The 24,305-nt window shown below is 49.1% G+C and carries 22 protein-coding genes and 1 tRNA gene; 17 read left to right on the forward strand and 6 right to left on the reverse strand.

Features of this window, described 5'->3' with window-relative positions:
* Window positions 1-245: 245 nt before the first annotated feature.
* From H7A02_05155 to gorA, 7 genes are read left to right on the forward strand one after another with little or no spacing between them, the layout of a single operon-like run.
* Complete coding sequence (locus H7A02_05155; protein ID MCP5171639.1) at window positions 246-2,555, forward strand: DNA translocase FtsK 4TM domain-containing protein; 2,310 nt, start codon at window positions 246-248, stop codon at window positions 2,553-2,555.
* A gap of 33 nt (window positions 2,556-2,588) precedes the next feature.
* The gene (gene lolA / locus H7A02_05160; GenBank protein MCP5171640.1) at window positions 2,589-3,302 is read left to right on the forward strand and encodes an outer membrane lipoprotein chaperone LolA; all 714 of its coding nucleotides are present in this window, start codon (window positions 2,589-2,591) and stop codon (window positions 3,300-3,302) included.
* Between the two features lie 17 nt (window positions 3,303-3,319).
* Window positions 3,320-4,690: a replication-associated recombination protein A gene (locus tag H7A02_05165; protein MCP5171641.1), complete on the forward strand. Its 1,371-nt coding sequence runs from the start codon at window positions 3,320-3,322 to the stop codon at window positions 4,688-4,690.
* Window positions 4,691-4,718: 28 nt separating this feature from the next.
* The gene (crcB, locus tag H7A02_05170) at window positions 4,719-5,093 is read left to right on the forward strand and encodes a fluoride efflux transporter CrcB (protein MCP5171642.1); all 375 of its coding nucleotides are present in this window, start codon (window positions 4,719-4,721) and stop codon (window positions 5,091-5,093) included.
* Between the two features lie 37 nt (window positions 5,094-5,130).
* Window positions 5,131-6,417: a serine--tRNA ligase gene (gene serS, locus H7A02_05175; protein ID MCP5171643.1), complete on the forward strand. Its 1,287-nt coding sequence runs from the start codon at window positions 5,131-5,133 to the stop codon at window positions 6,415-6,417.
* Between the two features lie 23 nt (window positions 6,418-6,440).
* Window positions 6,441-7,832 carry a uroporphyrinogen-III C-methyltransferase gene (gene cobA, locus H7A02_05180; GenBank protein MCP5171644.1) on the forward strand — a complete coding sequence of 464 codons (1,392 nt, stop codon included), beginning with the start codon at window positions 6,441-6,443 and terminating at the stop codon, window positions 7,830-7,832.
* A gap of 37 nt (window positions 7,833-7,869) precedes the next feature.
* Complete coding sequence (gene gorA, locus H7A02_05185; GenBank protein ID MCP5171645.1) at window positions 7,870-9,228, forward strand: glutathione-disulfide reductase; 1,359 nt, start codon at window positions 7,870-7,872, stop codon at window positions 9,226-9,228.
* A 116-nt stretch (window positions 9,229-9,344) separates the two neighbouring features.
* Here the strand turns inward: gorA and H7A02_05190 are convergent, their stop codons facing one another.
* The 3 genes from H7A02_05190 to H7A02_05200 all read right to left on the reverse strand — a co-directional run bounded on the left by H7A02_05190 (window position 9,345) and on the right by H7A02_05200 (window position 11,693).
* Entirely contained in the window at window positions 9,345-10,118 is a 774-nt protein-coding gene (locus H7A02_05190; protein MCP5171646.1) for a phosphoadenylyl-sulfate reductase, read from the reverse strand.
* A gap of 159 nt (window positions 10,119-10,277) precedes the next feature.
* A complete protein-coding gene (locus H7A02_05195; protein MCP5171647.1) occupies window positions 10,278-11,195 on the reverse strand; it encodes a hydroxymethylglutaryl-CoA lyase in 918 nt (305 codons plus the stop codon).
* Between the two features lie 231 nt (window positions 11,196-11,426).
* A complete protein-coding gene (locus H7A02_05200; protein MCP5171648.1) occupies window positions 11,427-11,693 on the reverse strand; it encodes a DUF4282 domain-containing protein in 267 nt (88 codons plus the stop codon).
* 330 nt (window positions 11,694-12,023) lie between these two features.
* Between H7A02_05200 and htpG the strand changes: the two genes are divergently transcribed.
* The 5 genes from htpG to H7A02_05225 all read left to right on the forward strand — a co-directional run bounded on the left by htpG (window position 12,024) and on the right by H7A02_05225 (window position 16,908).
* Window positions 12,024-13,940, forward strand: coding sequence for a molecular chaperone HtpG (gene htpG, locus H7A02_05205; protein MCP5171649.1), 1,917 nt, complete (start codon window positions 12,024-12,026; stop codon window positions 13,938-13,940).
* A gap of 107 nt (window positions 13,941-14,047) precedes the next feature.
* On the forward strand, window positions 14,048-15,064 hold the full coding sequence (locus tag H7A02_05210) for an NAD(P)H-dependent glycerol-3-phosphate dehydrogenase (GenBank protein MCP5171650.1): 1,017 nt from the start codon (window positions 14,048-14,050) through the stop codon (window positions 15,062-15,064).
* Between the two features lie 18 nt (window positions 15,065-15,082).
* Entirely contained in the window at window positions 15,083-15,574 is a 492-nt protein-coding gene (locus H7A02_05215; protein MCP5171651.1) for a DUF4389 domain-containing protein, read from the forward strand.
* 3 nt (window positions 15,575-15,577) lie between these two features.
* On the forward strand, window positions 15,578-16,033 hold the full coding sequence (locus H7A02_05220; protein MCP5171652.1) for a histidine phosphatase family protein: 456 nt from the start codon (window positions 15,578-15,580) through the stop codon (window positions 16,031-16,033).
* Window positions 16,033-16,908, forward strand: a complete 876-nt coding sequence (locus H7A02_05225; GenBank protein MCP5171653.1) for an alpha/beta hydrolase — start codon at window positions 16,033-16,035, stop codon at window positions 16,906-16,908. The genes H7A02_05220 and H7A02_05225 overlap by 1 nt, the downstream gene beginning before the upstream one ends.
* On the opposite strand, the gene folE is transcribed toward H7A02_05225, so the two are convergent.
* Complete coding sequence (gene folE, locus H7A02_05230) at window positions 16,905-17,459, reverse strand: GTP cyclohydrolase I FolE (GenBank protein ID MCP5171654.1); 555 nt, start codon at window positions 17,457-17,459, stop codon at window positions 16,905-16,907. The genes H7A02_05225 and folE overlap by 4 nt on opposite strands.
* Before the next feature lie 149 nt (window positions 17,460-17,608).
* Between folE and prmB the strand changes: the two genes are divergently transcribed.
* The 3 genes from prmB to H7A02_05245 all read left to right on the forward strand — a co-directional run bounded on the left by prmB (window position 17,609) and on the right by H7A02_05245 (window position 21,035).
* Window positions 17,609-18,493, forward strand: coding sequence for a 50S ribosomal protein L3 N(5)-glutamine methyltransferase (gene prmB, locus H7A02_05235; protein MCP5171655.1), 885 nt, complete (start codon window positions 17,609-17,611; stop codon window positions 18,491-18,493).
* A 243-nt stretch (window positions 18,494-18,736) separates the two neighbouring features.
* The gene (gene aroC / locus H7A02_05240) at window positions 18,737-19,837 is read left to right on the forward strand and encodes a chorismate synthase (GenBank protein ID MCP5171656.1); all 1,101 of its coding nucleotides are present in this window, start codon (window positions 18,737-18,739) and stop codon (window positions 19,835-19,837) included.
* A gap of 16 nt (window positions 19,838-19,853) precedes the next feature.
* Entirely contained in the window at window positions 19,854-21,035 is a 1,182-nt protein-coding gene (locus H7A02_05245) for an MFS transporter (protein MCP5171657.1), read from the forward strand.
* 39 nt (window positions 21,036-21,074) lie between these two features.
* Here H7A02_05245 and H7A02_05250 read toward each other — a convergent pair.
* Window positions 21,075-21,151 (reverse strand) — tRNA-Pro (locus tag H7A02_05250).
* A 194-nt stretch (window positions 21,152-21,345) separates the two neighbouring features.
* Between H7A02_05250 and H7A02_05255 the strand changes: the two genes are divergently transcribed.
* Window positions 21,346-22,014: a TetR/AcrR family transcriptional regulator gene (locus H7A02_05255; protein MCP5171658.1), complete on the forward strand. Its 669-nt coding sequence runs from the start codon at window positions 21,346-21,348 to the stop codon at window positions 22,012-22,014.
* Between the two features lies 1 nt (window position 22,015).
* Window positions 22,016-22,582 carry a DUF1285 domain-containing protein gene (locus H7A02_05260; GenBank protein ID MCP5171659.1) on the forward strand — a complete coding sequence of 189 codons (567 nt, stop codon included), beginning with the start codon at window positions 22,016-22,018 and terminating at the stop codon, window positions 22,580-22,582.
* Between the two features lie 72 nt (window positions 22,583-22,654).
* On the opposite strand, the gene H7A02_05265 is transcribed toward H7A02_05260, so the two are convergent.
* Complete coding sequence (locus H7A02_05265) at window positions 22,655-24,295, reverse strand: electron transfer flavoprotein-ubiquinone oxidoreductase (protein MCP5171660.1); 1,641 nt, start codon at window positions 24,293-24,295, stop codon at window positions 22,655-22,657.
* Between the last annotated feature and the right edge of the window lie 10 nt (window positions 24,296-24,305).

Below are 24,305 nucleotides of genomic sequence, written 5' to 3' on the forward strand. Positions count from 1 at the left end.
TAACAGATGCTCCGCCAAATAAGATTTATCAATCGCCCGGATTGCACCAGTTTATGGCTTGTGCCTGTTTAGTCTGATATTTGCTAGGACCTTACTGGTATTTCAGTATGACAGCATTACAATAGCCCTCTGATAGAAATACTTTATCCCCTTTAACCTCTGACTGAGTATTTGGTTTGGCCACAGACAGGAAAGTTGCAAGCAAGCGAAAGGCCGACAAAGAAGCTGCGGCCGCGCCCAGACAACTGTCACCGAGAGCTCGGTTGATTCTTCGGGAAGGTGCGTTAATTGGCTGGCTGGTGGTCTGCGTTTATCTGCTGCTGGCACTATCCACCTATTCAATATCCGATCCCGGTTGGTCTCATACCGGTGATGGCAGCGAAATTCACAATGTTTCAGGTATTACGGGCTCCTGGTTAGCCGACATATTCTTTTCACTGTTTGGTTATATTGCCTACCTGTTCCCTGTTTTGCTGGCAGTGCGGGCCTGGAAAGTGTTCCGTTCTCACAAAGAGGATGAAAGCAGCTTCGACGGTGTTGTCTTTGCGCTTCGGATTCTCGGTTTGATACTGGTGATGGTGAGTGCCACTGCTCTGGCATCGCTGCATTATAGCCATCTCCCTACGGCCATGCCCATGGGGTGGGGCGGTATTCTCGGTGACACGGTGGGCGCTGCTGCCGAAGGTGCTTTCAGTTACATTGGCAGCACTCTGATACTGGTCGCTATTTTTCTCTTCGGTTTAACGATTTTTACCGACATTTCCTGGCTCGCCTTGATTGACAAGCTGGGCCGGTGGGCAATCACAGCCTCGGACATTATCAGAAGTCGCTTTGAAGCTCGCAAAGCACGCCGTGAAGACAGGGAAAAAGCTGAAGAGGCCCAGCAGCGGCGTATAGAGGTGATTGAGAAACAGGCGAGAAAAGAGCTTACTCGCAAGCCGCCCAGCATTCAGTTGCAGCAGAAACCTGCAGCCCCTAGCAAGCGCGCGGAGAAAGAAAAGCAAACCAGCCTGTTTGAGGAACCAGTAAAAGGCTCTCTGCCGCCTATCAGTTTGCTGGACCGGGCTGACCCGCCTTCCGACAAAGGTTTCTCAAAGGAATCATTGGAAGCGATGTCAAAATTACTGGAGTTAAAACTCCAGGACTTCGGGGTAACGGCAGAGGTGGTTGAAGTATTGCCTGGCCCGGTCATCACCCGCTTTGAAATCCAGCCTGCAGCCGGAGTCAAAGTCAGTCGTATCACCAATCTGGCAAAAGATTTGGCCCGCTCCCTGGCCGTTGTCAGTGTGCGGGTGGTCGAAGTGATACCCGGCAAATCAGTGGTGGGCATCGAGATTCCCAACGAGCATCGCGAAATTGTACGACTGAGCGAAGTGCTGTCATCAGAAGTTTACGACCATGCCAAGTCTCCGCTGACACTGGCGCTCGGGCATGATATTTCCGGTGTCCCCATGGTCGCCGACCTGGCTCGCATGCCTCATTTGTTGGTGGCCGGAACCACAGGCTCTGGTAAATCGGTGGGCATTAATGCCATGCTGCTCAGTCTGCTCTACAAGGCCGGTCCGGAAGATGTTCGTCTGATTCTGGTAGACCCGAAAATGCTTGAGTTGTCTGTTTACGACGATATCCCCCACTTGTTGACCCCGGTAATCACGGATATGAAAGACGCGGCCAACGGTTTGCGCTGGTGTGTTGGGGAAATGGAGCGACGCTACAAACTGATGGCAGCGCTGGGCGTACGAAACCTGTCCGGTTATAACCGAAAAGTTGCTGATGCAGAAGCTGCGGGAACACCAATAGTAGACCCTCTCTGGCAGCCGGACCCTGGTGCAAGTCTGTTTGATGACGAAAATGGTCAGCAGGCTCCGGAACTGAATAAACTGCCGTATATTGTTGTTGTGATCGATGAATTTGCTGACATGATGATGATTGTTGGCAAAAAAGTGGAGCAGTTGATTGCCCGCATTGCACAAAAAGCAAGAGCCGCAGGCATTCACCTGATTCTCGCCACACAACGCCCCTCGGTTGATGTTATCACAGGTTTGATCAAAGCTAATGTGCCCAGCAGGATTGCCTTTCAGGTTTCATCCAAGGTGGACTCCCGGACTATTCTTGATCAGGGTGGTGCCGATCAGTTGCTTGGCCACGGCGATATGCTTTATCTACCACCGGGCACTGGTGTGCCGGTCAGGGTCCATGGCGCCTTTGTTGACGACCATGAAGTTCACAAAGTGGTGGCTGACTGGAAGCGACGCGGGGCGCCAGAGTATCTCGATGAAATTCTCGATCAGAGCATAACCGCTGAAATTGCCGTACCAGGTTTTGCTGCTGAGGGCAGTGGAGACAGCGATGATGAATCAGACCCACTGTATGACGAAGCTGTCGCCCTGGTAATTGACTCCCGTAAGGCTTCTATTTCATCCGTTCAACGTAAGTTGCGTATAGGTTACAACCGGGCAGCCCGCCTTATCGAACAGATGGAAGCGTCGGGAGTGGTGAGTGAAATGAGCAGTAACGGAAACCGTGAAGTGTTGGTACCTTCTCATAAAGACTGATCGACCATTCCGAAAAGCACCCTGGATAACTCAATGAAACGTTACTTGACTCTATTGAAAATAATAATGCGTAATACGCTGAACCTGATGGTGGCTTTATGCCTCGGTTTTACTGGCTGTGTATTTGCAGGCGGAGAGAGGGCGGTTAAGCCTGCTGGTGAGGCTGAATATACACCATTACTTGACGCTGTTGCTCACCTGCAGCAGGTGCTGGCACCACTGAACAGCTTTTCCGCCAGGTTTAAGCAATCTGTATATGCACCTGACGGCTATCCATTGCAGTACTCCAGCGGTGAACTGAAAGTGATGAGACCCGGTAAAATTTACTGGGCCAGTGAAGCGCCTATGGAGCAGTTAGTGATTGCCGACGGTGAAACACTGTGGATTTACGATCCGGATCTTGAGCAAGTAACCATCCGCCCATTCCAGAAGGATATCGCCAATACACCGGCTGTATTATTTATTGGTGCACTGGATAATCTTGCTGATTATTATCAGGTAACCAGTGAAACTCTGCAGGATACCCAGCAATTCACTCTGATACCGGTCGACCGCAATAGTCTTTACAGCAAAATGGGTATGGGGTTTAGCGGTACGACACCGGTTTCGATGGATCTGTGGGACAGCCTAGGGCAACGGACGGCAATTCTGTTTGAAAACCCGCAACTAAACCCGCAGATAGATCAAGCATTATTCGATTTTGTACCTCCACAAGGTGTTGATATTTTGGTCAATGAAGAGCGCTGAAACAGCATTGCGGCAATATGAATGATTTATTCAGTCAGCAGGTTTACCAGCCACTGGCATCCCGGATGCGGCCTTCAAACCTGGACGACTTTTTCGGCCAACAACACTTGCTGGGCGAGGGTAAATCACTGCGCGAATCCATTTTGGCGGGTCAGCTGCATTCCATGGTTTTCTGGGGGCCTCCCGGCGTGGGGAAAACCACATTGGCGCGTATTATTGCCGATTCTGTCGATGCGCATTTGGAGTCTGTCTCGGCGGTATTGGCCGGGGTAAAGGAAATTCGCGAAGCGATTGCAAAAGCCCAGCAGGAACGCAATATGCGTGGTCGCAAAACCATTCTCTTTGTCGATGAGGTTCACCGTTTTAACAAATCCCAGCAAGATGCCTTTTTGCCATATGTAGAAGATGGCACAGTAGTGCTCATAGGTGCTACCACTGAAAATCCCTCATTCGAGCTGAATAACGCGCTGCTGTCACGCTGTCGGGTTTACGTACTGCGCAGTCTTTCGGAACAGGACATTATGGCCGTGGTGAAACGTGCTGTTGGCGACCCGGAAAAGGGGCTCAATGGGCGCGTCTCTATTAGTGATGAAGCGCTGCAATTACTTTCCTCAGCTGCGGATGGTGACGCCCGCAAAGCGCTGAATTTATTAGAAGTTGCCAGCGATCTGGCGGTAGAAGAGGGTGGTCAATCCCATATCAGCCAAAGTAGTATTGAAGAAGCTCTGGTTAATGACAGTCGTCGCTTTGACAAAGGGGGCGAGTATTTTTATGACCAGACTTCTGCGCTTCATAAAGCGGTAAGAGGTTCATCCCCGGATGCGGCGCTGTACTGGTTAACACGCATGCTTGACGGTGGTTGTGATCCGCTGTACTTGGCCAGGAGGCTGGTGAGAATGGCCAGCGAAGATATTGGCAATGCTGACCCCAGAGCGCTCTCTCTGGCGATGAGTGCCTGGGATGTTCAGGAAAGGCTCGGCAGCCCCGAAGGTGAGCTGGCGCTTGCTCAGGCAGCTGTCTATCTGGCATCGGCACCCAAGAGCAATGCAGTATACCAGGCATTTAACAAAGCACAGGCCGACGTCAGGAAAATGCCCAGCTATGAGGTGCCCTTGCATCTGCGCAATGCCGCGACAACATTAATGAAGAGCCTCGATTACGGCAAGGAATACCGATACGCTCACAACGAACCGGGAGCTTATGCTGCGGGTGAAAATTATTTCCCAGAGGAAATAAAAAATACCCGTTATTACCTGCCTTCAGACCGAGGGTTGGAGCAAAAAATTGCCGAAAAATTTCGACACCTGCGAGAGCTTGATGCAAACAGTGCGGAACAGCGTTACCCCGATCAGATGACAACTGATGCAAAAAAGAAGACGGTAAAATAACAACAGACAAACGGGACGAGGTTTTTTTATGCAATGGTTATCGGTAGCCTTGGGCGGTGCTCTAGGTGCTATGGCCAGATTTGCGGTCAATGCACTGCTGTATCCGGCCATGGCGGGAAAATTTCCCCTGGGCACATTCATAGTCAACCTGCTGGGCTCAATATTGATGGGTGCGTGTTATGTTCTGATCATTGAGCGCGGGCTGCTGCCTGCGGAGCTGCGCAATATTGTAATGGTCGGTTTTCTCGGCGCTTTCACCACTTTTTCAACCTTCTCGCTAGATGCCATCTCTTTATGGCAAAATGGCCACCTCGCGATGGGGCTGCTGTACATCTTTCTCAGTGTCAGTTTTTGCCTGGCGGGAGCCATGAGCGCTATCGTTGTAACCCGTTTACTTGTGTAGTTTGTCTTTACATACTTTTCAGGATTGTTTTAACCTCATGCTCGATTCAAAACGTGTTCGTACAGAACCTCAAATTGTTGCCGAAGCCTTGTCAAAGCGGGGCTTTGTTCTCGATGTAGGCAAACTGGCCGAACTTGAAAGTCAACGTCGCAAGTTGCAGGAAAATGTTCAAACCCTGCAGGCCGAACGCAATGCCTATGCCAAGTCCATGGGCAAGAAAATAGGTGAAGCCAAAGCCCGAGGCGAAGATATTACGCCTCTCAAGGAGCAGGGTGAATCGCTGAAACGCGCCTGTGCCGAAGCAGAGTCTGAATTTGCTATGGTCCATGATCAGCTGGATGACTACTTGAGCGGCGTGCCCAATATTCCCGACGTCGACGTGCCTGATGGTACCTCTGAGGACGATAATGTCGAGGTTCGACGTTGGGGAGAACCAAAAATTTTTGATTTTGAAGTTAAGGATCACGTAGACCTGGGGGCCCGGCATGAACTGCTGGATTTTGAAGCCGGTGTCAAAATTACAGGTTCACGGTTTGCGGTAATGCGTGGTGAAATCGCCGCACTGCACCGCGCATTAATTCAGTTTATGTTGAATACGCACACGCTTGAAAATGGCTACCAGGAAGTGAATGTGCCCTATATCGTCAACAGTGATTCACTGTTTGGCACAGGGCAACTGCCAAAATTCGAGGAGGACCTGTTCAAGCTGCGCGCCGAGCACGAATTTTATTTAATCCCCACCGCCGAGGTGCCGGTCACCAATATTTTTCGCGATAGTATTGTTGAAGCAGAACAGCTACCCATCAAGTATGTATGCCATAGCCCGTGCTTCAGAAGCGAGGCAGGCAGCTATGGTAAAGATACCCGCGGTATGATTCGCCAGCATCAGTTTGAAAAAGTTGAAATGGTTCAATTTGTTCGGCCGGAGGACTCGGAACAGGCTTTGGAAACCTTGACGGGACATGCCGAATATCTGTTGCGACAACTTGGGCTGCCATACAGGACGGTTATTCTCTGTGGCGGTGATATCGGCTTTTCTGCTGCACGCACCTATGATATCGAAGTCTGGCTGCCTTCGCAGCAACGTTACCGCGAGATATCATCCTGTAGTAATTTCAGAGATTTTCAGGCGCGTCGGCTGAAAGCCCGCTGGCGTAATCCGGAAACAGGCAAACCTGAATTACTGCATACCTTAAATGGCTCGGGGTTGGCTGTTGGTCGGACTCTGTTGGCAGTAATGGAAAATTATCAGCAGGCAGATGGCTCTATCGAGATCCCTGCGGTGCTACGACCCTACATGAACAACAAGACGATAATTGGTTAATACTAGCAGCTACAGGCGGTTTTATGCATTCCCTACCACTGTTTCACCAGCTTCGCGGTCAGCGTTGTGTCATCGTTGGCGGCGGTGATATTGCGCTTCGAAAATTGCGTATCGTTGCCGAAACCGGGGCAGAGGTTGACGTTGTCGCACCTGATATTGATCCTGAGATTGAAAGTTTGGCAGATGAGCACAGCAATATCCGCTGCTCTCGTCAGATATTTGCACCCGAACAACTTGACGGCGCTGTACTGGTTATTGCCGCGACCAACGACAAGGGGCTTAATCAACGAGTGTCCCAGCTCTGCCTGAAACGACAGATTCCGGTCAATGTGGTGGACAGCCCTGAGCTGTGCAGCGTGATATTTCCGGCAATTGTTGATCGCTCGCCGTTGCAGATTGCCATTACCAGTAATGGCAAGGCTCCGGTGCTGGCCAGAATGTTACGTACCCAGCTGGAATCGACGATTCCGGCTGGGTACGGCAAGCTCGCATCACTGGCTGGACATTTCCGTGAGGCGGTGAAAGATAAATTTAAAAGTGTTAACGAGCGCCGAAAATTCTGGGAAAAAAATCTGCAGGGTGATATTGCCGAGCTGGTATTCAGCGGGCAGACGGAGGAAGCAGAACTGCGTCTTCGTGAGAGGCTGTCTGCCTCCAGCGATCAGTTGTGCGGAGAAGTTTATCTGGTGGGTGGCGGTCCGGGTGATCCTGATTTGTTGACATTCAGAGCGCTTCGCCTGATGCAACAGGCTGATATCGTGCTCTATGACCGCTTGGTTTCAAAAGAAGTACTCAATCTGGTGCGGCGTGATGCTGATCGTATCTATGTGGGTAAAACCGCGGGAGATCATCCAGTATCCCAGGAAAATATCAACGAAAAACTGGTAGAGTTTGCCAAGGCAGGAAAACGGGTACTTCGTCTGAAGGGTGGCGATCCGTTTATTTTTGGTCGCGGTGGCGAAGAAATCGCACACTTGTCCGATAATGGCATCCCGTTTCAGGTAGTGCCAGGCATTACTGCGGCATCGGGCTGCGCCAGTTACGCCGGTATTCCCCTGACACATCGTGATCACGCCCAGTCAGTCAGGTTTATCACCGGCCATCTGAAAGATGGCTCTTTGAGTTATAACTGGCCGGAGCTCATCGCACCCAATCAGACTCTGGTTTTCTATATGGGGTTGAGCGGCCTGGAAAATATCTGTCAGCAACTGATTGCACACGGTATGGCAAGCGACACACCAGCAGCACTGATTGAGAAGGGCGCGACGGTACGCCAACGCGTGTTTGTAGGCAACCTGGAGTCACTGCCGGGCACGGTGCGGGCGGGAGAGGCCAAGGCCCCCACGCTGATTATTGTGGGCACTGTTGTTTCATTGCGCGACAAACTTGCCTGGTTTGGTGATAAAACACCCTGAATAGCGATAAAGCTTGCTGTTTTTTGACGGTATTTTAATGAACTACGATTATGACTTATTTGTGATTGGCGCAGGCTCAGGCGGCGTAAGAACTGCCAGAATGAGTGCTCAGTACGGTGCCAGAGTGGCTGTTGCCGAAGAGCAGTATCTCGGTGGCACTTGCGTCAATGTTGGCTGTGTGCCAAAAAAACTGTTTACCTATGCGGCTGCATTTTCAGAGGAATGCCGTGCAGCACGGGGGTTTGGCTGGAATTCTGGTTCCCCGACTTTCGATTGGCCTACCCTGATAAAAAATAAAAATGCAGAAATAGAGCGCCTTAACGACATCTATCTTGGCTTGTTGAAAAAAGCCGGGGTTGATCTATTGAATGGCCGGGCGACGATTGTTGATGCCCACACGCTGGAAGTAAATGGGCAACATTATACGGCTGACAAGATTCTAGTTGCGGTGGGTGGCACACCTTTTGTTCCGGATTTTCCGGGCAGTGAACATGCAATAACTTCTAATGAAGCTTTTTATCTGGAAGCACTACCCGAACGTATTATTGTTGTTGGTGGCGGTTATATTGCCGTTGAGTTTGCCGGTATTTTTAACGGCCTAGGTGTTGAAACTCATCTGGTTTATCGAGGACCTCTTTTTCTGCGTGGGTTTGACACAACTCTCCGTAAAAGCCTTGAAGAAAATTATAAAAAACAAGGCATTACGCTTCACTTTTCAACTGAAATCGAGTCTTTGGAAAGCTGTCTTGATGGCCAAATCAAAGCACAGTTGAGTGATGGTAGCGGTCTGAAAGTGGGGCAGGTAATGTATGCCACCGGACGTATTCCTAATACAAGAAACCTGGGCCTGGAAAACACGACAGTGAAAACAACCTCAAATGGCTCGATTGTGGTCAATGAACACTTTCAAAGTACCGAATCAAATATCTACGCACTGGGCGATGTGATAGACCGGATTGCATTGACGCCAGTAGCCATTGCAGAAGGCATGGTGTTATCCGCTAACCTTTACAATAATCAATCGTTAACGATGGATTACGACAACATTCCAAGTGCGGTTTTTAGTCACCCTCACATTGGTACGGTTGGACTAACGGAAGAGCAGGCCAGAGAACAGTACGGTGACGACATTGCCGTGTTTGAGAGCAACTTCAAGCCAATGAAAGAAACTCTTGGCGGAGGGCATGAGCGGATTGTCATGAAGCTGATTGTGGATAAGAACACGGATCGTGTTATCGGTTGCCATATGCTGGGGGATCACGCCGGAGAAGTGATTCAGGGGTTGGCGGTAGCCATGAAAGCCGGAGCCACAAAAGCAGATTTTGATCATACCATTGGTATTCATCCAACTGCTGCGGAAGAGTTCGTCACTCTGCGTACGCCTAATCAGAATTAGGCAACCGCTAAAAATTCAGTGCACGACCGGTTTTGTGCCGTAAAACCGGCATCGACAGCCGGATTTTCAGGGTTGGCGTTATATCTTTGCTTTATAAACTGACTGGCCGGTTGATTTTAGATGGCGGCAGAAAAATCGTGCAGTCCGCACTCGCGTGTAAGGCCGAAGAAACGGGTTTCTTCTTCTGTCATACCGGGCTCCCATTTACGGGTGGTATGGGTATCGCCAATAGAAGTGTAACCTTGCTCCCATAGCGGGTGATAAGGCAAATCGTGCTTTTCAAGATAGCTGTGAACATCGCGATTATGCCAGTCCAGGATAGGGTAAACCTTGAACACGGGCTTATTGAGACCTGCAATATGGTAGTGCTCAACAAAAGGTTTTTTCGCTCGAGATTCCGCCTGTTGCCTGCGCAAACCGCTGAACCAGGTACCTGCATGCAGCTCATTAAAGGCACGGGCCATCGGCTCCACCTTGTTCATGCGGTTGTACTCTTTGATTCCGGCTTCCCCTTTTTCCCACAGACGACCGTATCGGGCTTCCTGCCAGGCCGGGCTTAGGGGTGAGCGATAGATTTGCAGATTAAGATCCAATCGCTCATTAAGCTGATCAATAAATTGATAGGTTTCAGGAAAAAGGTAACCGGTGTCCGTCAAAACTACAGGGATGTCAGGCTTTTGGGATACCAGCATATGCAGCATCACAGCAGCCTGAATACCAAAACTGGAAGAGAGAACGGCTGTCGCCGGAAAATGCTCCAGCGCCCAGGCAGTACGGTCTTCTGCAGACAGTTGCTCCAGTGTGGTATTGATGTCGCCAATCGAGTCGCGCATGCTTTCATCGTGTTGATGATCTGGATTGGCCGCTGTTAAAACACTTGCTACGGTCATTACTATTCTTATTCCTGTTAAATCAGTTTCCTGAGTGCAGGGATATCAGAGCATATGTTAAGCCTGATATATTCCGACAGGCTGCAATTTATCCATATTTCGTAAAGATTGAAAAGAATAGTTTTTTATATCTTTATGCAAAAAAAAACCATCAATGATTTAAAGGTCTGCCCCTTCTTTAACGGGGTTAGGCTCTGGGATTCTTGATGGCCCTGACCGACCCAGTTGACGATTAATAAAATCACTAGCCGAACGCAGTTTATCGGGATGAATCCCGTGGGTTATCTTCATTTCATCGAGCATTGAAACAACGTCTTCTGTCGCGACATTTCCGGCAGCACCTGGTGCGAAAGGGCAGCCACCGAGCCCGGATACCGAGCTGTCAATAACTGCAACGCCCAGATCAAGAGCAACTCGGATATTGCTCAGGGCATTGCCGTATGTGTCGTGGCAGTGGACGGCCAGGCAATGGACATCTACCCGCTGTTTTACAGCCTGGATAACTTTGAATATGGCATCGGGAGAGCCTGTCCCGATGGTGTCCGCCAATGAAATCTCATAACAGCCCATCTCGAAAAGAAGCAAAGCCAGCTCGGCAACCTTGTCCGGATTGACGTTCTCACCATAAGGGCAGCCAGCAATACAGGAAAGATAACCTCGAACAGGAATGTTATCTGCTTTCGCCGCTTCCATGACGGGTAAAAACCGTGTCATGCTTTCATTGATTGAGCAGTTAATATTCTTTTTACTGAAACTTTCTGATGCTGCGGCAAAAACAGCCACTTCGCTTGCACCTGCAGTGACAGCTTGTTGATAGCCTTGAAGGTTGGGTGTCAAAACAGATAGCGTAATATCTGCTTGCCGATGCAAATGCCGTAGAACTTCATCAGTTTCAGCCATTTGTGGCACCCATTTCGGGTTGACAAAACTGCCTGCTTCTATGTGTTTGAGCCCGGCTTGCGAGAGCAAATTAATCAGCTCGGCGCGGACCTTTGCGTCAAGAATGATTTTTTCATTCTGCAACCCGTCGCGTGGGCCTACTTCGACTATTTTGACATTTTTGGGAAAAGCATTCATTGGTTACCATAATCGTGAGGCCCCGAAGATAAATCGACACAGTCTTCGGCTGTTTTCGTGCGATTTTATTCACTAATGCCAGTTTAACATCATATTTACTGTTAAAAGAGAGATTCCTGGCATGCCTTGCTGATGTCGTTTGGATATCCCGGTTTTTGATGGAACCGAGGCGAGGGGGTTCTTAAAATCGTATATCGGGCAGAGGGCTGCTACCCCCTGCCCGTATATTCTCTAGAGAGGGTTTTGCTTTTTACTGATATCCTGCAGCGCTTCATTCATCTTGAACAGGACAATAAGCAGCTCGCACCAAATTCTTGCACCAACAGCGCCGGCCACAGCGTAGATGATTCCCATAATAAACTTGCCAAAAGTGAACCCTTCATACCCGTTAAACATTGAAGCGATGCCTCCAATGACTGCTGATAACAATAGCAGCCAGTAAACAAAAGTAATGATTTTAGGGGTAAGCATACTGTCAAAGCCCAATATATCCTTCATATTATCTCCTTATTTCTTGTTAAGGCGGAGCAGTCATCAATGACACAAGCTGTGTTTTGATCGCTGTTCAGCCAGGGGCAGTTAAATTACGTGTCGCAGTCATTAGCAGCGCCTGCTGCAAGCACGAATTCCAGTATAGACGAAATACCACAAGGTCACTAAGGACGGCTTTTGGCCGGTGTTATCACTGTAGCAGGCGACTATTCGCTAAAAACCCGCGAGTAACTATTGAAATTACACGAACTGCCCCCAGATTGCTTTCCTACTAACTTCCATTCAATCAGATCTATTGCACTATCTATTTATTGCACTGACAAGGTACTTAGCACTATGACGACAGAAACAATGGGCTTTCAAACAGAAGCCAAGCAACTTCTGCATTTGATGATTCACTCTCTCTACAGTAATAAGGAAATTTTTCTTAGAGAGCTGATATCCAACGCATCTGATGCCGTAGACAAACTGCGTTTCGAAAGCCTTAAATCGGCGAATCTGCTGGAGAATGATACTGACCTGAAAATCCGCATTGATGTGGATGAAGAAAACAAAACAATCACAATCAGCGACAATGGAATAGGTATGTCTCGCCAGGAGGTGATTGATAACCTCGGTACCATTGCCAAGTCTGGCACCGCTCAGTTTATGAAAAATCTGACTGGCGACGAGAAAAAAGATTCACAAATGATAGGTCAGTTCGGTGTTGGTTTTTATTCAGCTTATATCGTTGCAGACAAGGTTGTGGTGGAGTCTCGACGTGCAGGCTTGAAACCCGATGAGGCTGTGCGCTGGACCAACTCTGGTGAGGCGGATTTTACTGTTGAAGATATAGAACGTGAGCAAAGGGGAACCAGTATTATCCTGCATGTCCGCGAAGAAGAATCCGATTTTGTCAGCCCCTGGCGTCTGCGCAACATCGTGCAGAAATACTCGGATCATATTGCGGTCCCTGTAGAAATGTTAAAGCAAGAGACTGCTGCCGCTCAGACTGAAGAGGGTGAAGATAACAAAGCGGAAGAGGCTGCACCGGGATACGAAGCGATAAACTCCGCCACTGCATTGTGGACGCGCAGTCGTTCTGATATCAGCGATGATGAATATAAAGAATTCTACCGCCATGTCTCTCACGATTTTGCCGAACCATTGAGCTGGAGCCATAACCGTGTAGAAGGTAAGTTGGATTACACCAGTCTCCTGTATATTCCCTCTCAGGCACCATTTGATTTATATAATCGCGAGGGCGCTCGCGGCCTCAAACTTTATGTGCAGCGCACTTTCATTATGGATGATGCGGAACAATTCCTGCCCCTGTACTTGCGGTTTATCAAAGGTGTCGTGGATTGCAACGATCTGCCCTTGAACGTGTCTCGAGAAATTTTGCAAAGCAACTCAACTGTCGACAGTATTCGTTCAGCGCTGGTTAAGCGCGTGCTGGGCAGCCTGGAGTCAATGGCAAAATCGGAGCCCGGTAACTATGCCACTTTCTGGAAAACCTTCGGTTCCGTGCTTAAAGAAGGTGTTGGTGAAGATTTCGCCAATCGCGAAAAAGTGGGTGGTCTGCTACGCTTTAACAGTACCAGCGAAGGCAGTGAAGGCGAAGATGTTTCGCTGGCTGACTATATTGCCCGCATGAAAGAAGGGCAGGAAAAAATTTACTTCCTGCTCGGAGAAAACCTCAATAGTGCCCGCAATAGTGCCTATCTTGAAGTCTTCAAAAAGAACGGCGTGGAAGTACTGCTGTTGTGTGATCGCATTGATGAGTGGATGATTTCCAATCTGCGTGAATTTGATGGCAAGCAGTTACAGGATATTTCCAAAGGTGAACTGGATGAAGCACTGTTTTCCGATACATCGCAGGGCGACTCGAGTGATAAGGAAGCATCTACAGAATTAACTGGCCGCCTGAAAGAGTTGATTGGCGACAAGGTAGAAGCGGTCAGGGCAACCCGCCGTCTGACAGATTCTCCGGCCTGTCTGGTATACGGTGACAACGATATTGGTATTCAGATGCGTCAGATTCTTGAGGCCTCGGGCCAAAAAGTACCAGTAAACAAGCCCACGCTGGAGGTCAATCTATCGCATCCATTATTGCAGCGGCTTGAAACAGTTGATGCCGCATCTGACTCTACTGATCTGGCAGAGTTGCTCTATGATCAGGCCGTACTGTCTGCCGGAGAACAACTGGAAAACCCAGCCATGTTTGTTCAACGCCTGAACAAGCTGCTGTTTACCGAGCAGCAGAAAGCCTGAGCGATACGCTCTGTGCCATAGCCATGGCGCTGCTGGTGGTTCTATAATCTTCGGTAGCGCAGCATGGCTTTGGTTCAGAAATGGCATACAGGGTTGGCAGAAAGATTATGGCAGTAGAACATCGAGTGGCCGTTCTGGGCGGCGGCAGTTTTGGTACCGCAATCGCCAATCTGGTTGCCGCAAATAATTCCAGTGTTATTTTGTGGATGCGTGATCCAGAGAATGCTGAACGCTGTCTGCAAACCCGCGAAAACAGCCTTTATCTGCCGGGTGTGACTCTCAACAGCCATTTGGAAATTACGGCCGATTTAGCCACGGCACTGACGGGTGCAGATATTGTATTCTTCTCTGTCCCCAGTAAGGCCTATCGCCCACTTGCCCGTCAGTCGTCACAGTACCTGGCCGGACATACACTGGTTATCAGCGCCGCAAAGGGCATTGAGAGTGAAACCTGCAAATTGATGACCGAAATTCTTCACGAAGAGCTGCCGAAGACCCGAATCGGCCTGATCAGCGGCCCGAATCTTGCGCGAGAAATTGCGCAGCAGCAAATTACGGCGACAGTTGTTGCCAGCAAGGATTCCGAGCTCTGTTCGGAGATTCAGCATCTGCTAAGCTGCCCGTATTTCCGGGTCTATGCCAGCCACGACCCCTTTGGAGTAGAGTTGGCAGGAACACTGAAAAATATTTACGCTATCATTGCCGGAATTGCAGCAGCAATGAATATGGGCCAGAACACGATCAGCGTGTTGATTACTCGCAGTCTCGCTGAAATGAGCCGTTACGCCGCTAAGTTGGGGGCGAATCCGATGACATTTTTGGGGCTTGGAGGGGTAGGCGACTTATTCGTCAGTTGTACTTCACCGCTTAGTCGCAACTATCAGATAGGCTATGCATTAGGTCAGGGCTTAACTCTGGAGCAGGCCATCGAGCAAGTAGGGCAAGTGGCTGAAGGCGTCAACACCACTCGAATAATCAAAGCCAGGGCCGAGCAGCTGGGCATCTATATGCCGCTGGTAAATGCTTTGTATAACACGATGTTTGAGGGGAAATCGATCAAAGCGGTTTTGCACGACTTGATGTTGGCAGAACAAACTAACGATGTAGAGTTTATTGCCGGATAACAGGCGGGAGGTTTTACCATGGAACAGAATACAAAAACCAATATAACCAATATCGACACCTGGATCAGATTGCTATATATGATTCTCTTTGGGTTGCTTCTGGCTGTTGCCAGGATGGTAATCTGGGTCGTTGCCATTTTGCAGTTTTTAATGGTACTTATTGCCGGGCAAGACAATAACAATCTCAGAAACCTGGGGCAGGGGGTTGCAAAATGGTCACTACAAGCCTTGTTGTACCTGACATTTAATAGCGACGAAAAACCCTTTCCATTTTCAGACTGGCCAGAGATTGATGAAAAAGCACAGCCGGAAATTATTGTCGCGACGGAGACCGCTGGAAAAGCAGACGATATTCCTACCTTCACGGCTGCCACATCAGTAGAAAAACCGGTTGAGGGTAAAATAGTAGACGTCGATGAAACTGCTGAAAGCTCAGATAAAACAAATGGCGCCAATACCGAAGCTGATAATGATGCAGATGGTGGTGATAACAGTAGTGATAAGCGCTAGCCCGTGCAGCTCTACATTCTTCGTCACGGTGATGCCCCCTATAACGCGCTGAAACGGGAGCGCTGCCTATCTGCTGTCGGTCGTACCGAGACGCTGCGTATTGCGGAGCGCCACGCTACCGAATTGGCAGCCGTTCCTCTGATTGTTTGCAGTCCTGTTCGCAGAGCGCGAGAAACACTTGCAGTGTTAGAACAATCGCTTCCTGTTAGTGCTGAGGTGCTGTTTCATGATTGCCTCCGCTCGGAAAGCCGTATTCAGGCAGTGGAGGCGTTTATGGATAACCTGAACGCTGATGTCGTCCTTTTTGTCAGTCATCAGCCACTGGTTGGTCAAATGTTGAACTATCTGACAGACCAGCAGAGTGCGGGTATGGCTATGGGTACAAGCTGTCTGGCGCACCTTGATTTGATTGCTTTCGGCCGGGGTTGCGCCTCCCTGCGATGGCTGGATTGCCCATAATGATCAAAACGCTGAACGCTCAACAATTTAATGGCGACGAAATCAGTATCACGGTTGCCGGATTGAAGTTGGCGGGGCGCCAATGGGGTAATCCCGAGGGTAGGCCCGCTATTGCCTTGCACGGCTGGCTGGATAATTGCGCCAGTTTTGACGCTATGGCTCCGCAGTTTGGTAACATTCATCTTATTGCACTGGACTTGGCTGGACACGGTTTCAGTGATTTTCGTTCACCCGATTCATCTTACAATATCTGGCAGGATGTGCCGGAAATTTTCAGTGTTGCTGATCAGCAAGGGTGGGAGCAGTTTGCATTAATAGGTCATTCCAGAGGCGCCATTATAAGTGCTATTGCTGCCGGCACCCTTCCTGAGCGAATCAGCAAACTGGTGCTGATCGATACATTGGGGCCTGATACTGTGGAACCCGAACAGGCTCCTGAACAATTGAGAAAGGCAACCCTTCAAAGACTGCAGCCGCTGAAAACCCGGCGTTATTACAGGTCGTCAGAACAAGCCATTGCCAGTCGACTAGCAGGTCGCTTGGCTCTTTCTGAACAAGCCGCCACCCAACTGGCAACGCGGGGTTTGAGCGCGTCGGAGCAGGGGTTTTACTGGCACGCAGATCCACGTCTGAAACATGCCTCGGATATTAAGCTGGGATCAGATCATGCCAAGGCATTTTTACAGCATGTGCAATGTCCAACATTGCTCTGCATGGGGGCAGACGGACTGAGAAAAGCGACATCCCAGTTCACCGTACCACTGTTTCCTCTCATCAAAAAATGTGAAGAAATGGTGTTGCCCGGTGGGCACCACCTGCATATGGAAGAGTCAGCCGACGCTGTTGCAAAGGCCATCAACTATTTTATGGCCTAACAGTTAATTAGCGACAAAAACTCACTGCGCGTTGCCTGGTTTTTGCGAAATGCGCCAAGCATGGCCGAGGTCTTCATGACAGAATTCTGCTTTTCAACTCCGCGCATCATCATGCACATATGTTTGGCTTCCACTATTACCGCCACACCTAATGCGTCGGTCACTTCCTCTATGGTATGGGCTATTTGTGTAACCAACTTTTCCTGAATCTGCAGTCGGCGGGCGTACATATCGACAATACGGGCAATCTTTGACAACCCGAGAACCTTGCCTTGCGGAATATAACCAACGTGGCACTTACCTACAAATGGCAGTAGATGATGTTCACACAGAGAATACAACTCGATATTCTGCACAATCACCATTTCATTTGAATCAGAGGGGAAGAGAGCGCCATTGATCACATCATCTACATTCTGATGGTAACCACGAGTTAAGAAATCAAAGGCTTTTTTGGCTCTTGCTGGTGTATCTTCAAGGCCAGGGCGTGCCAAGTCTTCACCACAGCTTTCAATGATTTTGGCAAAATAGGTTTCTTCAATATCCACAATAGCCACTCTTATCCGTTCTTGTTTTGAAATTGTAAAAACCGGTCAATCTACGCGAGTCGATAATAAACGTAAAGAATTTTCTCCAGTAGTGTAACGCTGGTCAGCCAATAGTCGTTACAATTACCTTTTTGTCAACGGTGTGGCCTGCGATGACGGTGGATAATGTAAACACCATAGGAGATTTACTCCAGTGGGTGGAGTATCAGTTTGATAAGGCTGAGCTTTTTTTCGGGCATGGTACAGACAACCCCTGGGATGAAGCCGTCCAACTGGTATTGTACGCTTTGCAGTTACCCCTTTATTCAGGCAATGAGGTCCTGACTCAACAGGTAACTCACACTCAGACAGAGGCTGTAAAAGCACTTGTTGCGCGCCGCATCGATGAGAAAATTCCCTTGGCTTACCTCACCAATTGCGGCTGGTTCGCCGGTTTACCGTTTTATGTTGACGAGCGTGTACTGGTGCCCAGATCACCACTGGCCGAGCTGGTCGAGCAGCAGTTTTCTCCGTGGCTCCTTGAATCACCGAAGCATATTCTTGATCTGTGTACTGGCAGTGGTTGCATCGGTATAGCCTGCGCCTACGCTTTTCCGGAAGCACAGGTTGTACTCAGTGATATTTCGGGCGATGCGCTGGCCGTTGCCAATATCAATATCGGAGATCATGGTTGCAGCGCACGGGTGAGTACATTGCAGTCTGACCTGTTTGAACGTTTGACAAACCATAAGTTTGATTTGATTGTTTCAAACCCGCCTTATGTCGATGCAGAAGATCTCGCGTCAATGCCCGACGAATTCCGACATGAGCCCGCAATAGGCCTCGGATCCGGCACCGACGGGCTGGATTTTACCCGACGATTGCTTTCAGAAGCGGGCAGGTACCTGAACGACGGCGGAACACTGATAGCGGAGGTTGGCAACTCCTGGCAAGCACTGGATAAACTGTTCCCGGAATTGCCGTTTACCTGGCTCGAATTTGAACGCGGTGGCCACGGTGTATTTTATTTAACAAAAGAAGAACTGGCAGGTTGTTAACAACGTTCCCGAGGTTGTTCTGACCAACAATTGGCGTTATAGCGCGATACCACAAATGCGATACAGATGGTTCTTCGATCATCTGTCAGGGTCTTTTTGCACTAATTGAATAATCACGGCTGATAAATCTACGTTATTCTGGTTTAAAGACTTGCGCCAAAACTGACAAGTTAAGGGTAGAACCTGCACAATCACCCACAATAATTCCGTATAATAACCGCTAGGGTTTAATGAGAGAAAACTATGTCTGGCAATACGATTGGTAAACTATTTACCGTCACCAGCTTTGGAGAAAGCCACGGCCCCGCACTTGGTTGTGTGGTAGATGGTTGTCCTCCCGGACTGGAAATTTCGGCAGAGGATTTGCAGGTAGATCTTGATCGGCGGAAGCCGGGGCAATCGCGCTATACCACCCAACGCCGCGAAGCGGATGAGGTGAAAATTCTTTCAGGCGTATTTGAAGGTAAAACAACAGGAACCCCCATTGGGCTTTTGATTGAAAATACCGACCAACGCTCCAAGGACTATTCCGATATTAAGGATCTGTTCCGTCCTGCTCATGCGGATTACACCTACCATCAGAAATACGGTTTTCGTGACTACCGTGGTGGTGGGCGCTCTTCTGCCAGAGAAACAGCGATGCGGGTGGCAGCAGGCGCTATTGCCAAGAAGTTTTTGAAAACGCTGGGCATCGAAGTGCGCGGTTACCTTTCACAGCTTGGTCCGATAAAGGCTGAACAGGTGGTTTGGGACGAAATTGAAAAGAATCCATTTTTCTGCCCCGACCCGAATAAAGTGTCCGAAATGGAAACTTACATGCAGGCCTTGAACAAAGAGGGTAACTCCGTTGGTGCAAAAATTACAGTGCAGGCTAGCAATGTACCGACCGGGCTGGGTGAGCCGATTTTTGATCGCCTTGATGCCGAGATTGCCCACAGTTTAATGAGTATTAATGCCGTTAAAGGTATCGAGATTGGGGCAGGTTTTGATTCAGTGGTGCAAAAGGGCACCGAACATCGGGATGAAATGACGCCGGAAGGTTTCCTTTCTAACAATGCCGGCGGCATCCTGGGAGGGATTTCTTCCGGTCAGACCATTATTGCGCATATAGCCCTGAAGCCCACCTCAAGCCTGCGTATTCCGGGTAAATCAATTGACACCAGTGGCAACCCTGTAGACGTGGTCACAACCGGTCGCCATGACCCCTGCGTGGGTATTCGTGCGACACCTATTGCCGAAGCGATGTTGGCCATTACGCTGATGGATCACGTGCTTCGTCACCGTGCCCAGAATGCAGGGGTGAACAGCGGCTTATCCCCGATTCCTGCAGGCGTTAGCAGATAGTTGACCGGCGATTAAGTTGAAAGATGCCTTGAAGTTCTACTCAGGCCCGCCTGCAGCTGTTCCATACTGGCGTTTATCCGGGTTTTATTTCTGTTTTTTTGCGCTGCTGGGGGCGACATTCCCCTATTGGTCGTTATATCTGAAGTCCTTAGGTTATACCAGCGCTGATATTGGCGTGCTGCTCTCAATTCCCATGGCCACCAAGGTTTTTGCACCCAGTATCTGGGGTTGGCTGGCCGATCACACCGGCAGGCACCTCACTATTATTCGCCTCGGCTGTCTGCTGGCTACAGTCAGTTTCATGGGGTTGTTTATTAGTCAGAGTTTCTGGCCGTTATTGTTCGTTATGACCAGTTACAGCTTTTTCTGGAATGCGGTGTTACCCCAGCATGAAACCATCACAGTCAGCTATCTTTCTCATCGCCCGGAAACCTATAGTCATATCCGCTTATGGGGCTCCGTGGGTTTTATTCTCGCTGTTCTGATTGCTGGCTGGTGGTTTGATGAGGGCAGAATAGGCAGCCTTCCTGTTGTGGGAACGCTGCTGCTGGCATCAATCTGGCTCAGTAGCATGATTATCCCCGCGCCAACACACTTTGAGCAGCAAAAACCCGCCACACATTTCCTTAAGGCATGCTTCCACCCTGCATTGCTGGCGTTTTTAGTTAGCGGATTCCTCTTGCAACTGGCGCATGGTATCTATTATTCGTTTTTCAGTATTCACCTTGAGGCGGAAGGATACAGTCGGGTATCGATCGGGTTTTTATGGGCTGTTGGAGTAGCTGCTGAAGTGTTGGTTTTTCTTGCCATGCACAGTTTGTTGCCAAGAATAGGCGTCAGACAGATTATGCTATTCAGCCTGCTCATGGCCACTGTTCGCTGGTTCCTGATTGGGCATTTCGCCGAATTCCTCTGGCTTTTGTTAATTGCCCAGCTATTACATGCCTTTACTTTTGGCACATTCCATGCGTCTGCAATTGAGTGTGTCAGGCGACTATTTGAACCAGCCCATCAGGGGAAAGGGCAGGCTATTTATAGTGGTGTCAGTTTTGGCGCAGGAGGCGCCTCAGGCTCTTTACTCGGTGGAATCATCTGGGATATTGAGCCAACCTGGGCATATGATCTAGGCTCTGCAGTAAGTCTACTGGCTTTGCTGGTGGTGGGAATCTGGATGCGAGACCAAAGGCTTAAAAACTGAATCTTGCTCCCACAAACGGGAGCGGCAATTGGCTTTATCTGGTCGGTGTGAGAGGATTTGAACCTCCGACCCCTTCCTCCCGAAGGAAGTGCGCTACCAGGCTGCGCTACACACCGACAGTAACCATAAAAATAACCGGCGGAATTATATCAATCCGTTCGACGCTGTCCATCACCCACCTCTTTTCTGTCTGCTTATGGTTAATATCGGCAACTATTCTTCATCCATCTGAATATGACCATTGACACCTTTTTGGTATTCGTTAGAGAATGGTTAGTCCGAACAGACTTACAGGTTCCGGATCAAATACATGTCCAATTCGTCCATTTCTGCCGCAGATAGAATAAGAGAGAAAAAAAAGCGATTTCTTGATCGTGAGCAACGTATTATCGATGCAAGTTTAAGGCTGCTCCTACAACGGGGTGTGGATAATGTCACCGTGTCGGCAATTGCTCAGGAAGCAGGCGTAGGAAAGGGCACCGTCTACAAGCATTTTCTAACCAAAACAGAAATTCTGATGAGCATTATTCTCAATTATGAGCAGAATATTTCTGCCAAGTTAAGAGCGGGTATTGATGCTTCAGAGCGTGGCGACTCCGGCGCGACACCACGGGCGTATTTCCGGGCAAGACTTGAAAACCCCGCTGTAGATCGGTTAGTACAGCAGTTGGAAGTGCGGCTTCAGGGAGATCCTCAGGTAAAGGCACAAATGGATGAATTAAACAAATTAAGGCTCTCCAACATCAATGCGCTCAACGCCACAACAGAGACACTCATCGCCAAGGGTGTGTTGGAAGATGTACCGCCACACTTCCATTATCTTGCTTGCTGGGCTCTCGCCAAGGGTGCGGTTGAAGTCTATTTTAACAGCAGCTTTGCCAGTCTGATTGATGACAAAGAACAATTGCTTGATTTTCTCACCAATATTGGCATTACCATGGGCAATCGCGGGCAATTAAAAACAGCAGGCTCTCCATAATTTGAAAACTGCCAAAGACGCCTTTCAACGACTGGTCGACGAACTGACAGCTGGCGAGTTGCCTGTAAAGTCACTACCTCCTGTTGAAGCCTGGACGCCCCCTCTGAGTGGACGAATGGACCTTGTTATCAGACGTGATGGCTCCTGGGTTCACGAAGGCAGTGTTTTTCAGCGCCAGCCTCTGGTGAAGCTGTTCGCCAGTATTCTGAAGCGGGAAGGGGATGATTATTTTCTGGTTACCCCCGTGGAAAAATGGCAAATCACGGTTGAAGATGCGCCATTGCTGGTAACCAGCTGTCAAATCGACAGTTACCAGGGAAATCAAAGCATTGTGATGACAACATTTACTGACGATATTGTGCTGGTGAGTGAAAAAAACCCCATTCGAGTGGTCATAAACCGACAGAGTAATGAGCCATCTCCCTATTTGCTGGTACGGCGCAATCTGGAAGCTAAAATTAGCCGATCGGTGTACTACCAATTGTCAGAGTTAGCTACAGAAGTCTCTGTTGAGGGTGAACAGCGATATTCAGTGACCAGTATGGGGTGTGAGTTCTTGATAGGTTAATGCGGCTTGCTTAAGCAAAACAAAAAGGGGGTATTAACCCCCTTTTTTTATGCTCTGCAGAGACTGACCTTTTTACATATTCGGGTAATTAGGGCCGCCAGCACCTTCCGGAACCACCCATGTAATGTTTTGCGCAGGGTCTTTAATGTCACAGGTTTTACAGTGCACACAGTTCTGAGCATTGATCTGAAACCGTTTGCTGCCATTGTCCTCTTCAATGACTTCATAAACCCCGGCAGGGCAATAGCGCTGCGCAGGCTCGTCATACATCGGTAAATTCTGGCTGATCGGAATATTCGGATCAGTCAGTTTCAAGTGACAAGGCTGCTCTTCTTCATGGTTGGTATTTGACAGGAAGACAGATGACAGCTTGTCAAAACTCAATTTCCCATCCGGTTTCGGGTAATTGATAGGCTTGCACTCAGCGGCCGGCTTGAGAGCAGCATGGTCCGGTTTCGGATCGGATAAGGTCCAAGGCAGTTTACCGCGGAAAATGTTGATGTCGATAAAGGCATAGGCTGAGCCGACTATATTGCCCCAGCGGTGTTGAGCCGGACCAAAGTTGCGCTGCATATGCAACTCTTTCCAGGCCCAGCTGTTTTCGTATGCCGTTGTGTAATCGGTTAGCTCAGCACCTTCGGTTCCGTTCTTGATGGCTTTCACAACAGTTTCAGCAGCGATCATGCCTGACTTCATTGCAGTGTGAGAACCTTTAATTTTAGCAAAATTGAGGGTGCCAGCGTCATCACCTATGAGCAAGCCACCCGGAAAAGTCATTTTGGGTTGTGATTGCAGCCCACCTTTCACAAGTGCTCTGGCACCATAGGAAATCCGTTCTCCGCCTTCCAGATACTGGGCAACAACCGGGTGATGTTTGTAGCGCTGGAACTCGTCAAAAGGGCTGAGATGGGGGTTTGAGTAGGATAGATCGGTAATCATACCGATGGCCACTTGATTGTCTTCAATATGATAGAGGAAGCTTCCACCTGCAGAGCCACTCTCACTCAGAGGCCAGCCTGCTGTATGAACAACCAAACCTTGTTGATGTTTTTCCTTAGGTATTGACCATAACTCTTTGATTCCTATACCGTAGTGTTGTGGTTCTTTTCCTGCGTCGAGGCTGTATTTGGCAATCAGCTGTTTCCCGAGATGGCCGCGGCAACCTTCAGCAAACAGCGTGTATTTGGCCCTCAACTCCATGCCGGGAGTGTACAGCCCCTCTTTTTCCTCACCATTTGGGCCAACCCCCATGTCTCCAGTAATAACGCCTTTGACGACGCCGTTGTCATCATAGAGAACATCTGCGGCGGTGAAACAAGGGAATATTTCTACCCCCAGGTTTTCAGCTTGCTCAGCCAACCAACGGCAAAAGTTGCCAAGGCTGATAATATAATTACCCTCATTGTGCATAGTGCTGGGCACAAAAACCCCCGGGACTTTTATGCCGCTGTCTTTCTTAAGTACATAAATATCGTCAGCTGTAACTTCCGTATTTAACGGAGCGCCTTTTTCCTTCCAGTCGGGAAAAAGTTCATTCAGTGCTGTAGGTTCAAAAACCGCACCGGACAAGATATGAGCACCAACCTCAGAGCCTTTCTCGACAACACAAACACTCAACTCTTCATTGAGCTGACGTAACCTGCATGCTGCAGATAGTCCGGCTGGACCAGCCCCGACGATGACAACGTCGTACTCCATATATTCTCGTTCCACAGACTGTCTC

This window comes from Pseudomonadales bacterium (assembly GCA_024234435.1).
GTDB lineage: Bacteria > Pseudomonadota > Gammaproteobacteria > Pseudomonadales > Porticoccaceae > JACKOF01.